The sequence below is a fragment of the Enterococcus ureilyticus genome, assembly GCF_001730315.1.
In the GTDB taxonomy this organism is placed as follows: domain Bacteria; phylum Bacillota; class Bacilli; order Lactobacillales; family Enterococcaceae; genus Enterococcus_L; species Enterococcus_L ureilyticus.
Genome location: NZ_MIKC01000013.1, coordinates 26,499 through 38,487, shown reverse-complemented (window position 1 = coordinate 38,487; position 11,989 = coordinate 26,499). Strand labels below are relative to the sequence as shown.

14 protein-coding genes are annotated in these 11,989 nt (G+C 37.0%); 4 read left to right on the top strand and 10 right to left on the bottom strand.

Going from position 1 to position 11,989, the window contains the following annotated elements; all coding sequences use genetic code 11:
• Positions 1-130: 130 nt before the first annotated feature.
• The 8 genes from BCR24_RS08050 to BCR24_RS08015 form a co-directional block, all read right to left on the bottom strand.
• Positions 131-1,024, bottom strand: coding sequence for a ParB/RepB/Spo0J family partition protein (locus tag BCR24_RS08050; protein ID WP_069640043.1), 894 nt, complete (start codon positions 1,022-1,024; stop codon positions 131-133).
• Positions 1,017-1,778 carry a ParA family protein gene (locus BCR24_RS08045; RefSeq protein WP_069640042.1) on the bottom strand — a complete coding sequence of 254 codons (762 nt, stop codon included), beginning with the start codon at positions 1,776-1,778 and terminating at the stop codon, positions 1,017-1,019. The genes BCR24_RS08050 and BCR24_RS08045 overlap by 8 nt, the downstream gene beginning before the upstream one ends.
• A 15-nt stretch (positions 1,779-1,793) precedes the next feature.
• Positions 1,794-2,510: a 16S rRNA (guanine(527)-N(7))-methyltransferase RsmG gene (rsmG, locus tag BCR24_RS08040; RefSeq protein WP_069640041.1), complete on the bottom strand. Its 717-nt coding sequence runs from the start codon at positions 2,508-2,510 to the stop codon at positions 1,794-1,796.
• A gap of 231 nt (positions 2,511-2,741) precedes the next feature.
• Positions 2,742-3,500, bottom strand: a complete 759-nt coding sequence (locus BCR24_RS08035) for a class II aldolase/adducin family protein (RefSeq protein WP_069640040.1) — start codon at positions 3,498-3,500, stop codon at positions 2,742-2,744.
• Between the two features lie 6 nt (positions 3,501-3,506).
• Positions 3,507-3,764, bottom strand: a complete 258-nt coding sequence (locus BCR24_RS08030; RefSeq protein WP_069640039.1) for a hypothetical protein — start codon at positions 3,762-3,764, stop codon at positions 3,507-3,509.
• A 26-nt stretch (positions 3,765-3,790) separates the two neighbouring features.
• A complete protein-coding gene (locus BCR24_RS08025; protein ID WP_069640038.1) occupies positions 3,791-5,146 on the bottom strand; it encodes a PTS galactitol transporter subunit IIC in 1,356 nt (451 codons plus the stop codon).
• A gap of 334 nt (positions 5,147-5,480) precedes the next feature.
• The gene (locus BCR24_RS08020) at positions 5,481-5,783 is read right to left on the bottom strand and encodes a PTS sugar transporter subunit IIB (protein WP_069640037.1); all 303 of its coding nucleotides are present in this window, start codon (positions 5,781-5,783) and stop codon (positions 5,481-5,483) included.
• Entirely contained in the window at positions 5,776-6,246 is a 471-nt protein-coding gene (locus BCR24_RS08015; protein WP_069640046.1) for a PTS sugar transporter subunit IIA, read from the bottom strand. Before BCR24_RS08015 ends, BCR24_RS08020 begins: the two co-directional genes overlap by 8 nt.
• Positions 6,247-6,443: 197 nt before the next feature.
• On the opposite strand from BCR24_RS08015, the gene BCR24_RS08010 reads away from it, so the two are divergent.
• Entirely contained in the window at positions 6,444-7,202 is a 759-nt protein-coding gene (locus BCR24_RS08010; RefSeq protein ID WP_069640036.1) for a DeoR/GlpR family DNA-binding transcription regulator, read from the top strand.
• 63 nt (positions 7,203-7,265) lie between these two features.
• Complete coding sequence (locus tag BCR24_RS08005) at positions 7,266-8,216, top strand: 1-phosphofructokinase family hexose kinase (protein ID WP_069640035.1); 951 nt, start codon at positions 7,266-7,268, stop codon at positions 8,214-8,216.
• A gap of 79 nt (positions 8,217-8,295) precedes the next feature.
• Here the strand turns inward: BCR24_RS08005 and BCR24_RS08000 are convergent, their stop codons facing one another.
• Positions 8,296-9,690: a M24 family metallopeptidase gene (locus BCR24_RS08000; protein WP_069640034.1), complete on the bottom strand. Its 1,395-nt coding sequence runs from the start codon at positions 9,688-9,690 to the stop codon at positions 8,296-8,298.
• A gap of 36 nt (positions 9,691-9,726) precedes the next feature.
• Positions 9,727-10,422 carry a GNAT family N-acetyltransferase gene (locus tag BCR24_RS07995; RefSeq protein ID WP_069640045.1) on the bottom strand — a complete coding sequence of 232 codons (696 nt, stop codon included), beginning with the start codon at positions 10,420-10,422 and terminating at the stop codon, positions 9,727-9,729.
• A 274-nt stretch (positions 10,423-10,696) separates the two neighbouring features.
• Here BCR24_RS07995 and BCR24_RS07990 point away from each other — a divergent pair, with 274 nt between their 5' ends.
• Together BCR24_RS07990 and BCR24_RS07985 are read left to right on the top strand one after the other, a co-directional pair.
• Entirely contained in the window at positions 10,697-11,434 is a 738-nt protein-coding gene (locus BCR24_RS07990) for a LytR/AlgR family response regulator transcription factor (protein ID WP_069640033.1), read from the top strand.
• 226 nt (positions 11,435-11,660) lie between these two features.
• Positions 11,661-11,963, top strand: a complete 303-nt coding sequence (locus BCR24_RS07985) for a WXG100 family type VII secretion target (protein WP_069640032.1) — start codon at positions 11,661-11,663, stop codon at positions 11,961-11,963.
• Positions 11,964-11,989 lie beyond the last annotated feature (26 nt).

Sequence of the window (11,989 nt, the reverse complement as noted above, 5' to 3'; positions counted from 1 at the left end):
TGCAGTCCCGTTCAATATCGCAAACGGATGACCGCATAAAAACCCGACCAAATTTCTTCGGTCGGGTTATGGTCTAACTATTGGGTCTCACTTCATTCACCAAACTTGTTCTGCACTCTTTTTTTTCGTCTTACGCTTCATCAAAGTGAATCTCTAAGATGTCTAAGATTCTTGCTAAATCAGACTGGGAAAGGTACTCTATCTCAATTTTCCCCTTGCCTTCTTTTTCTTGAATGGCAACAGTCGTACCAAATTTATCCATTAAACGATCTTCACTTTCACGAATATAATATGGTTTGTCCTTGCTGTTTTTCTTGTCCTTCTTTGGTATCTTTTTCCCTTGATTCTCATTTAAATCATTAACGATTTGTTCTAGTTGACGCACGGTCAAGTTTTCTTTCACAACGCGTTTTGCCAAGGTTAAAATCAAGTCTTTGTCTTTTAATCCCAGTAAGGTTCTGGCTTGTCCCATTGATAAAGTTTCACCTTGAACCATTTCTTTGACCTGTGTTGGTAATGTTAATAGGCGTAAGTAGTTCGCGATATACGGACGGCTTTTTCCTAAACGTTCTGCGACTTCTACTTGGGTCAGCTTCAAGTTCTTCATCAGCATATCGTATGCTTCTGCTTCTTCTAATGGATTTAAATCTTCACGTTGTAAGTTTTCTAAAACGGCCACTTGCATCATTGCTTCTTCATCAAATTCACGAACGATAGCAGGAATCGTTTCTTTCTCTGCTAGTTTTGATGCACGGAAACGTCGCTCGCCTGCAATGATTTCGTATCCTTTAACAGCAGATTTTCTAACGATGATTGGTTGAAAGACACCTGACTGCTGGATTGAATTTGCCAATTCTTGAAGAGATGCTTCATCAAATGTTTTTCTCGGTTGGTATGGATTTGGACGAAGTTCATTTAAAGGAATTTCAATGACTTCTTCTTTTTGGACATCTACATCTTCTAGACTAGCAAAATCTTGAAACAACGCATCAATACCTCTGCCTAAACCTTTTCCTTTACTCATTATCCAACACTTCCTTTGCTAGTGCTTGGTACACTTCGGCACCACGTGAACGGGGATCATAATCAATAATCGACAAACCATGACTTGGCGCTTCAGACAAACGAACGTTTCTAGGAATGATCGTATCATACACTTTCTCACGGAAATATTTGCGGACTTCTTCTACAACTTCAGCACCTAAATTCGTGCGGGCATCGTACATCGTTAGCAAGACTCCTTCGATACGTAATTCCGGATTAAAATGCTTTTGAACTAAACGAATAGTATTTAATAATTGGCTCAAGCCTTCCAAAGCATAGTATTCGCATTGTACGGGAATCAAGATCGAATCACTCGCTGTAAAGGCATTGATCGTTAAGTGTCCTAATGAAGGTGGACAGTCGATCAAAACAAAATCGTAGATATCATCGATTTCTTCAATAGCCGCTTTTAAGCGAGATTCTCTGGCCATCATTGACGTCAATTCAATTTCAGCTCCAGCTAATTGGATCGTTGCCGGGACAATATCCAAATTTTCTCTAGAGGTTTGCTGAATCACATTTTTGATTGGTTCTTCATTGACTAATACATCATAAACGTCTGTTGCAACGTCTGGTTTACGTACACCGATTCCACTTGTTGCATTTCCTTGAGCATCAATATCGATCAGCAACACTTTTTTGCCATAATAAGCAAGACAAGCACCCAGATTCACAGTGGTCGTCGTTTTACCGACACCGCCTTTTTGATTCGCTACAGAAATTATTCGTGCCATTTGTGTCCCTCCATCTTATTTGATTGGTTGTTTATTTGGTAACCCTGGTTTTCTTGGGTATTTTTTAGGGGTTTCTTTTTTCTTTTGGATCACAACGATATGACGTTCATCTTCGGTAATGGGTAACTCAAATGACACTTCTTTTTGAAATTTACCACCTAAAATCGCAATCGCAGGTTTTGCTTCAATAATTTCCTCTTCACTTTTGGCTGCTTTCAAGGCTAAGAAAAAACCTTCTTTCTTAACTAACGGCAGACATAACTCACTCAACACATTCAAACGAGCGACTGCTCGAGCGGTCACATAGTCAAAAGCGCCACGAAATTCAACCTTTTGACCAAATGTTTCTGCACGATCATGATATAAAGAGACATCTTCCAACTTCAATTCATTGACTAATTCAGTTAAAAATGTGATCCGTTTATTCAAAGAATCAACGATCGTTACTTGTAAAGTCGGAAAAACGATTTTCAGTGGGATACTAGGAAATCCTGCACCTGCACCGACATCACAAATTGATTTGTTAGTTGAAAAATCTTCGAAAAAGGCTAGTGAAATAGAATCATAAAAATGTTTTAAATACACCTCTTTTTCTTCCGTGATTGCTGTCAGGTTCATTTTTTCATTCCATTCAACAAGTAATTCAAAGTAACGGGCAAATTGCTCCATTTGGTGATCCGTTAGCTGGATCGCTTTTTGACTTAATAATTGTTTAAATTCTTCAGGTTTCATATGTTTCCTTCCTTCCGTGAAACAGAAAATGTTTCACAGTTGTCTTTTCTTACTTTAACGCAAATAGAGATTTCTTGCAATGTTTTTAGCAAGATTTTTAGTAGTTGTAATAAAATGTTTCTTTCTATTATATACCACAAAAAAATCCCGCTCTTTTTTACAGCAAAAAAAAGAAGCAGCCAGTTTAAAATGTAAGAACATCTTAAACCAGTTGCTTCATTTTCGCTTTTTTTAGTCTCCACCAGCCGTGATTTTGATTTTCTGATTATAAATCGGTTCATGGTTCATTAAATCGGCAATCGTACCAATTTTCACTCCTTTAGAATAGTAACCATCCAAAATTCCTAGCTTTTGGAAAATTGTTTGTTTATAAGCAATTTCAGCATTCCATTCAACGGTGTCAAGGATTGCTAAAGCAGAATGGATTGCTTCCATTCCTGTTTCTCCACCAGTAGTGATCAACACACCATGACTATCTAGTAAAAATTCATGCGGTAATGTTTTTCTGGCCATTGTTTTAATATGATTACTCACGATTTCAGCTAATTCTTCTGAGCAGTTCGGTTCAAATTCTAATACTTCGATGTATTCTACTTTTTGCGTAGCTTCGGTTAAGTTCGGCATATCCAATCCGCTCGTTGCCCAAAACATACTATTAGGAGCATGGGCATGCAACACAGCTTTAATTTCTGGATTCGCATCATATACTGCTTCATGCATATTGATTTCCCGAGTCAAGCCACCTTCACCTGCAATGACTTTCCTTGTATGAGGTTCTACCACTAAAATCTGTGAGGGTGACACTTGGCCTAAATATGCCTGTGACATCATCGTTGGTGTCATAATAATAAATTCTTTGCCTGCTTTATCAGTTGTCTTAAAGGAAAAGTTGCCGCCTGCTACATTTGTATTCTTACGTTCAAAAATCAATTGTACAATCTTTGCCATATCTTCTCTTTCACGCTCAAATAATATTCTGCCATCTGCCATAATTGATTACAGCTCCTTCTTTTTTAATAATTTTCCTGTACGGATCGTTTCTTTTGCCGCTTGCTGAACGACTTTATATTCTTCATATTTTTGTTTTTTTCTTTCATCATATTCTTTGAAAAGTACTGCATTTCCATTTTTATAGATGAAAAAGGAAAGAAACATGACTAGAAAATACATCGGCATACTATTCAGGGATAGCGCGCCTATAAACAATAAGATAGCCAAAAATAGTAACATCATCCACTTTGTTTTTTGATTCATACGATCCAGTCCTCTCTAGCATTTCCCTAATTTTTGATTTCATCATAGCGTTGACTTGGAACTGGTTCTTTTGCCATATATTTGTACAACCAGACAAACATGGCTATAAAAATGATAAACCCAATAATAGCTGGGATATTTAAATTTGCCGCCTCTGCAAAAAGAATTCTAAATTCCGGTCCTTCAATAGATGACCAAGTAATACTGCCACCTTTTAAATCTACTGCTCCAGTTTTCTTCGCCAATCCTGTCAAAACTGGTGCCAGATACGTTGCGCCATATAAATAAAGCGGCGTATAAATAATGCCCAGCGTGATCATGCGGTACAGGTTTCCGCCAGTTAGTAATAATCCCCCGACCGCAATGGAGTAATTAATGATTCCGGCTAAAGGCAACACTTGATTACCAGGTAAAATCATCGCGTATCCAATAAAAACAGGGACTAAAATAATCGCTGTTACCCAAATTTCAGAACGTCCTGCTAAAATCGGCCAATCTAAACCAATATAAACTTCACGATCCTTGAACCGTTTTTTCATCATTTCAGACATCGCATCCGCTAACGGTGAAAGGGACTGCATGAACATCTTACTGATCATTGGAAACAAAGCCATTGCTGTCGCAACTTGGATTCCTAAATTCAATGAACCAGAAATACCATATGCTGCGCCAAAACCAAGCAATACACCAATAATAAAACCCATTACACTATTTTCAGAAAAAATCCCAATTTTTGCTTTTAAAGCTGATGTATCTGCTTTTTTATTAAAGAAGGGAATTTTATCCATCACAATATTGACTGGTAACATCAACACTGCGGAAATGTTCATTAAATGCGTCACTGTTACTAATGGAATTCCAGTTAAATCTTGAATATGACGCTGGAACATATCGCCCATTTTCAGTTCCAATACAACTTGAATGACAGCCGCAATAAATCCTGCAACCAACGAACCGCTAATAAAATAGACCAGATAAGCCGTTAAAGCTTTGCCCCAAACATTCCACATATCGACATTTAATGTCTTGGTTAAATTTAGCAATAACATAATGAAATTCACGCCCAAAACGACGGCGAAAAAGACAAAAGCATAAGACCAAGACCAGGTAATACTCGCAGCTCCTGTCCAGCCTAAATCAAGTGCTGGCAAACTGATTCCAGTATTTTTAGCCATTGCAACAGACGCTGGACTTACCGCATCTGACATAAATCCAATCACCATGCTCATGCCAGTAAAGGCAACCCCTAAAGTAATGGCTGACATAAAGGCCTTTTTCAATGGCATACGGGCAATCAGCCCAATGATCAGGATAATCAACGGAACAAAAATTGCTGAACCCAGATTTAATATATAATCAATCACAGATTGAAAAATTTCCATCTCTTCTACCTACCTATCTTTTAAAATTTTTGGTATGATTAATTTGTATGTTATAAATGCTGAGAGAAGAGCTTAGCCTTTTCTCACAACTATCGGGAGGTTGGGACAGGGGTGTTTAATCCCGAGAACCACGTAGGTACTGTACAACATCAACTCATACTTCGTTGTGTTTTACAGCAATAAGAAGGAGTTCACGAAAATTGTATTTCAAATTTTTGTGAATTTCGGCTTATTTCCGAAGCCTTCAAATCTTAGTGCTTTAGCACTTAGAATTTGATGTGATCGAAGCGTAGTGATTGCTTCTGCTCCCACCGTTTATACAGACTCTTCTTTTTTACTTTCTCGTGTCGTTGATGATTCCTTCATAAATAGTATCAACGCCCATACCAGTTAAAAATGGTACGCCGGCATACACTGAAACGCCTAATTTCTCTGCTTCTTCTAATACTTCGTCATCAGGTTTTGCAATATAAACATAAATACTGGCACTTGGTAATTCTTGTAAGATCGATTTATAATCCACAGCTTCTACAGGATAGTCAATTCCATCTTCATCGAATTTACTCTTGATTTTTTCTGCTACCGTAGTACTTGTTGCGACACCACTGCCACATGCTACAATTAATTTTCTAGCCATTTTTTACTTCCTCCCATTGCTTCATGAATAAGTTGAAAAGCTGTTCATTTTCACTTATCGCTTTTAATTCTTCTACAAACGCTTCATTTTGGAATAAAATCATTAGTTCTTGCAGTAAGCCAACCTGTTTTGTAGGTTCTTTGATTCCTAAGAAAAATAGATCTCTCACCTCCATTTCTTGATTATCGCCCATTTGTTTGACCTTGATCGGCTTTGTTGTTCTTGCAATATATATGAAAGGCCTTTCAATATAGTCTGTATCAGAATGGGGTAAAGCGATATTTAGATATTCTGTGATCAGTCCAGTCGGAAATACCTGTTCTCTTGACTTGATTCCTTCCAAATAACCACCATTTACATACCCTGTTTGCTGCAATCGCTTTGCAATAAGTTCAAATAATTCTTCTTCATTTTGAACCGTTATGTGCAAATCAATCAATTCTGGTTGAAACATCTGTTTCATCTTTGTAATTCCTCCTTCATTTTGCTTCAATTCAAAGTTTTTATGTTCAACTTTGTAAATATATGTTAAACTTTGTTTATACAAAAAGAATACATCTTGTTAAATGGTTTGTCAACGCTTTCTTTCGATTGTTTTTTGTTCATTTTACGTTTAAAATGTAATAGATAAACATTTTCGAACAAAAAGGGGAGCATATTATGTTAAAAAGAGAGCGTCATGCCCATATTCTAGAATTATTAGAAAAAAATACCTTTATGACCGTATCCGATATTGCAGCAGAGCTTCAAGTTTCTGAAATGACGATTCGCCGAGATATCACTGAATTGAGCGACACGAATCAACTCGTTCGTTTATACGGTGGTGCTCAAAAAATCGATCGTAAAGATAAGGAACTGGCAACGCATGAAAAAATTAATCTACATATCGAGCAAAAAGAATACATTGGGAAGATCATGAATTCATTGATTCAGGACCATCAAGTTGTTTTTGTTGGGGCTGGGACGACTATTTTATATGCCCTACCATTCATTCAAAAGCAAAACTTGATGATTGTGACAAACAGTTTGCTCGCGTTTAATTATGTTATTGCACACACGGACTATCGGATTTTATTAACAGGGGGGGATTTTACACCGATCACAGAAGAATTTATCGGAGAACATGCTGAGCAGACATTCGAGACCATCAATATCGACATTGCTTTTGCTGCAACAAATGGCATTTACAACAATAATGTCACCACCTCCAACTATCTAGAAGGTGGCGTACAGCGGGCAGCATTTAAAAATGCGAAGAAAAAAGTCGTGGTAGCTGACAGTACAAAATTCAACGTCAGTGATGTCTATACTTTTTATAAAATGTCTGATCTAGACTACGTGATCACGGATGACAAAATAGACGAACAAACATTTAAATTCTATCAATCTTATGGAAAACTATTAAATAAAAAAAGTTAAACTGGGTTTCACAGCTCTTTCGGGGACCCAGTTTAACGAAGGACCTGAAGGAGAGAAGCAATTATGATTTTAACAGTGACACTTAATCCATCAATGGATTCCATTTATTTTGCAGAAACATTTATTTTAGGTGAAATGAATCGTTGTAGTAATCCGATCAAAGCCGTCGGAGGTAAAGGAATCAACGCTGGCAGAACAGCGGCAATTTTAGGCAGTGACGTAACAGTAATGAGCGTTTTAGCTGGGACAAATGGAGAACTGATTCGAAACGCACTTGAACAAGAAGCTTTTAAATCCGTATTTATCCCCATTCCAGGTGAGTCTAGAAATGCTGTAACGATAATGGATCGCGAGAAAAATCAAACCGAAATCGTAGAACTTGGGCCCGTGATAACGGTCGAAACTGCCCAAAAAGTACTTGCTAACGTGATTGATTTTTCCTTTACACAACAAAAAAGACCGATCATCGCACTATGCGGATCAGCCAATACTAAAAACGAACGACTATACCAAGACTATTTACAACAGTTGTATGAACAGCTCGGAGCAGAGGTGAAAATTCTAACCGATATTTCAGGCCAACAGCTTAAAAATGTCTTACAAGGGACGATTAAACCCTATTTTATCAAACCGAATATTCATGAATTTGCAGAATTACTTAGTCTTTCAATTGTAAACAAACAGGAAGTTATTAGACAACTCACCCATCCGATATTGCAAGATATTCCGTTTATTCTCGTTTCTTGCGGCGGAGATGGCGCTGTCGCAAAATACCAGGGACGGATTTTTGATGTAACGATACCAGCCATCAATAGCATCAATCCAACAGGTTCTGGCGATGCGACAGTAGGCGGGATTGCATTTGCTTTGGATCAGGGGCTTTCGATCGAAGAGACGCTCCGTTATGGGATGGCTTGTGGCATGAGTAATGCTTTGGAGCAAGCGGTAGGTTATGTTTCGGTTGAAAATGTTGAAGCACTGAAAAATAACATCGTTTTACAAGAAATAAAGTAAATGTTTCACGTGTAACAATGGATTTTTCAAAATAAAATAAGGATCAATACGTCAAATGACAGGTTGATCCTTATTTTTGCTATTTAACACATTGAAACGCTTGATCTTTTGCTAAATAAAATGGCCGTAAATAGCCTACTGTATTAGACATCGGGATAATATCTTCACTTAGATCGATGTTTAAGGTTTCTTTGATATATTTTTTTCTGATCGTGATTCGTTGCCACAATTCTGGATAGTTTTCTTTGATTTGGTTTTGTATATCCGAATCTGCTAACGCCACGCATTCTTCAGCACTTACTCCAGTGAAGCCTGACACAGAAGGAATAATATCTAGCTGTAAAATCATACCGCTTTTCAATTTTTCCTCCGAACCAGCATAAATCGGTGACGACATCCACTCTTCATCTGCCACTAAATGTCCAGGATTCAAGTGCCAGTGATAATCCGCTTTTGGAAAGACTGTTTCGATTGTTTGATAAAGTTCGTTTCCAGACATACCGATCTTGATGGTTTCCAACCAAGCTGTAATTGCTTGATAGTATGGCTTTGCTATCTTTTCTACGTATTCTTTTTGTGTTGCTGGGAGTTGTGTTGCATTTTCTACAACAAATCCAGTACGGCTAGACAAGCCACCTTTGAAGGCGGTTGTTAGAGATAGTGGATCGCCTAATGTCACTTGTTTGTGTGTGGGATAGATATTGGCATATTCAAATCGTTGCCCTGTTGCAGCAATTGTCACAACTGTATTCGTTTGTCCTTCCGCTGTTAATTTATTCCCTAAAACAGCTTCAGTTACACCGATTTCAACGGCATCCATTGCGTTTAATACGGCACTGGATGATAGATTTGCCCCATATTCATAATGAGCAAGTTCGTTTACATTATTTGTTATCCGAACTCCTTTATCTCCTCGAATAAATAAATGCGCTGCGTTTTTAAGAACTGCCTCCTCCCTTTTACTTGCTAAAAGAGCTTGAACAATAAAATAAGGCAAATCAAATAGTGTATCATTAGCTGATTGCGTTGCGGTAAACATTTTCCAGCCGACGACGCCGATCTTGTTCTTTTTCGATAAGCCAATCGTTTCAAAAATATTTTCCAAACTCACTTCGTTATCCATCGGTTGATTTGGCAAAGAAAACAACGGATAGTGGACTAATTGATTGTCGATCCGTGAAACTTTTGCCATTTTGAGATTTTCATTGCCTAATAGTAGTGTGCATGCTCCAGTAACATCCAAAACAAGCAGTCCTTCTTCAAAACGAGGAATAAATCCAGTTAAATATTCAAAATTCCCGCCATGCTCTTTGTCCGCGTAGACCACTAAGGCATCAAAATCTTCTGACTTCATATTTTCCAAAAGCTTATGCTTTCTTTCAGCCATTGTTTCATCCGTTAAAAAGGTTGGTGCAACATCCGGAAAAATGGCAGGCTTAGGAATCTTTGCTAATTGAATTTCTATTTTTTTCATTTGATTCATTTCCTTTCAAATACACTATTTTTGTGTTTAACATTCTTTCAGGCGCTTTTTTTGCTGGCCATCAGCCGTAAAATTGCTAGGAGCTAACCATGATTCTAGACGGGATTTCGTTTGTGTCCATTCACTATCAATGATAGAAAACCATGCCGTATCTCTGTTTCGATCTTTATAAACCACAGCATTACGGAAAATTCCTTCAAAGACAAACCCTAAACGTGTGGCAGCTTTTCTGGAAGGGTCATTCAAGGCATCACATTTCCATTCATAACGTCGATAGCCTAGCTCATCTAGCGCATAACAAGCTAAAAGATATTGGGCCTCTGTAGCGATCCGCGTTTGTTTCAATTGATCAGAATAGATAACATATCCTACTTCGATCGTCCCTTGCTCTCTATTTGTTCGCATCAAAGCCAACGTGCCTATGGCTTTTCTATTAAACTTATCAATAATCGCATAATGAAATGGATCTTGTGATCGACTAATTGACTCTAAATAAGTAAAAAATTCAGCTTTATCTTCAAATGGCTCCATTGGTAAATATGTCCAGTTTTTAGCTGGACTCGTTGGACCATAAACTTGATATAAATCTTCGAGATGCTGCTTAGGATCTATTTTTTCTAAATCACAATAGGTTCCCTCTAGTATAGCTTTTGTTGGGTACTCTCTTTTTGACCAATTCGTTACAGAATAGCCAATTGGTTGCCCATCTGAATTGTAACGTATTTCCATTTCATCTCCCCCCTCGTCATTCTATGTTAGTTTAACAAAAAAAACGCTTCATATATAGAAATAGCCTTCTTAAAAATCAATTAACATTTTTATTTATTGATAAAGATTATAACAAATTCTCTAAAAACACCGCTTTTCGTACAATTTTTGAGAATTTCTGTAAAAAAAATATGCTACAATTGTAATTGACCAAAATAAAGCAACTGAAAAGTGATAAATACTTTATAAACATACATTTTTAATCTTATACTCAAGGGGAGATGAGCGATTGAAGATTGCATTGTGTGATAATAACCAGAAAGAAATAGGAAACATTGAGAAGATAATCCATCTGCACACTTCTCAGCAATACGAATTTGATTTTTTTAGTAACGGTGAAAAGCTGATACGACACCTCAACGAAATTGGGACAAGTTATAATATATACTTTATCTCTATTGAAATGACTGAAACAGATAGTGTTGCGTTAGCCCAACAAATACGAGCCTTTGATGTAGAAGCATTGATCATTTTTGTATCAGATGATATTAAACGGATGCCGGATGTGTTCAAAGTGCAGGCTTTTGATTATTTAGTGAAGCCAATTTCAAGTGCTTGTTTATTGGAAACCATGGATCGAGCAAGAAATTATTTTAATGCGATTCATGCTTATTTTGAGTTTTCATTTAATCGAAAACTTGTGGTATTGCCGATGAATGAAATTGTCTATATCGCAAAAAGTGGACGTGTCGCATACATTCACACGACGGAACGAATCTATAAGACGTATTTAACGATGGCCGAAATCATCGCTAAATTAGATAAACATTTATTTGCTCGAATCCATGGCAGCTATGTGGTGAATTTGAACTATATTGTTGAAATCGCGAAAAATGAAATTTTCGTTAAACAATTTGAAGATGGTCTACAACAAGAAAATAACCTTTCCTTACCAATGAGCAGAACATTTAAAGAGGAGTTAAAAGTATCCTATGCAACGTTCCTAAAAGCTAGAAAAAGTCTATAATGTATAGGCTTTTTTTATTTTTCAGACTTCTAGATAACTATAAAAACCACAGAAATCTAAAAAATTTCCTTAAAGGTAAATTATAATTCTATTACCCTTGTTATTTTTTACCTAAAACACGCAACTTATTACATTAAGTATTTTACAGCCTCTTTTTATGGTAACGTTTAGGTAACTAGCGGGCACAAATAGTGCTCTCTAAAATAACAATTTGGAGGAATGAAAAATGGCAGGCGATAGAATTAAATTATCCCCACAAGAACTTAGAACTTCTGCAACAAAATATACGGACGGTTCGCAACAAGTTCAAGATATTTTACAAAAATTACAATCTGAACAAGATACGATTCAAGGAAACTGGGAAGGTAGCGGTTTTGATAGCTTTAACGATCAATTCACTGCTTTAAAACCAAAAGTAAGCGAGTTCGCTGAGTTATTAGATCAAATCAACAAACAATTGAACGAAGTTGCTACTATTGTAGAAGAAACAGATCAAAATATCTCTTCAGCAATCGGAAGAGGTCTATAAGAAACACATAACTGAGGAATAGGGAG

Bases quoted from the DNA above. Each gene is read 5' to 3' on its own strand.
- BCR24_RS07985 (WP_069640032.1), top strand. From the start codon at position 11,661: ATGGCAGGCGATAGAATTAAATTATCCCCACAAGAACTTAGAACTTCT.
- BCR24_RS08035 (WP_069640040.1), bottom strand. From the start codon at position 3,500: ATGGCAGATGGCAGAATATTATTTGAGCGTGAAAGAGAAGATATGGCA.
- rsmG (WP_069640041.1), bottom strand. From the start codon at position 2,510: ATGAAACCTGAAGAATTTAAACAATTATTAAGTCAAAAAGCGATCCAG.
- BCR24_RS08005 (WP_069640035.1), top strand. From the start codon at position 7,266: ATGATTTTAACAGTGACACTTAATCCATCAATGGATTCCATTTATTTT.
- BCR24_RS08000 (WP_069640034.1), bottom strand. From the start codon at position 9,690: ATGAAAAAAATAGAAATTCAATTAGCAAAGATTCCTAAGCCTGCCATT.
- BCR24_RS08015 (WP_069640046.1), bottom strand. From the start codon at position 6,246: ATGAAACAGATGTTTCAACCAGAATTGATTGATTTGCACATAACGGTT.
- BCR24_RS08050 (WP_069640043.1), bottom strand. From the start codon at position 1,024: ATGAGTAAAGGAAAAGGTTTAGGCAGAGGTATTGATGCGTTGTTTCAA.
- BCR24_RS08025 (WP_069640038.1), bottom strand. From the start codon at position 5,146: ATGGAAATTTTTCAATCTGTGATTGATTATATATTAAATCTGGGTTCA.
- BCR24_RS08030 (WP_069640039.1), bottom strand. From the start codon at position 3,764: ATGAATCAAAAAACAAAGTGGATGATGTTACTATTTTTGGCTATCTTA.
- BCR24_RS08010 (WP_069640036.1), top strand. From the start codon at position 6,444: ATGTTAAAAAGAGAGCGTCATGCCCATATTCTAGAATTATTAGAAAAA.
- BCR24_RS08020 (WP_069640037.1), bottom strand. From the start codon at position 5,783: ATGGCTAGAAAATTAATTGTAGCATGTGGCAGTGGTGTCGCAACAAGT.
- BCR24_RS08045 (WP_069640042.1), bottom strand. From the start codon at position 1,778: ATGGCACGAATAATTTCTGTAGCGAATCAAAAAGGCGGTGTCGGTAAA.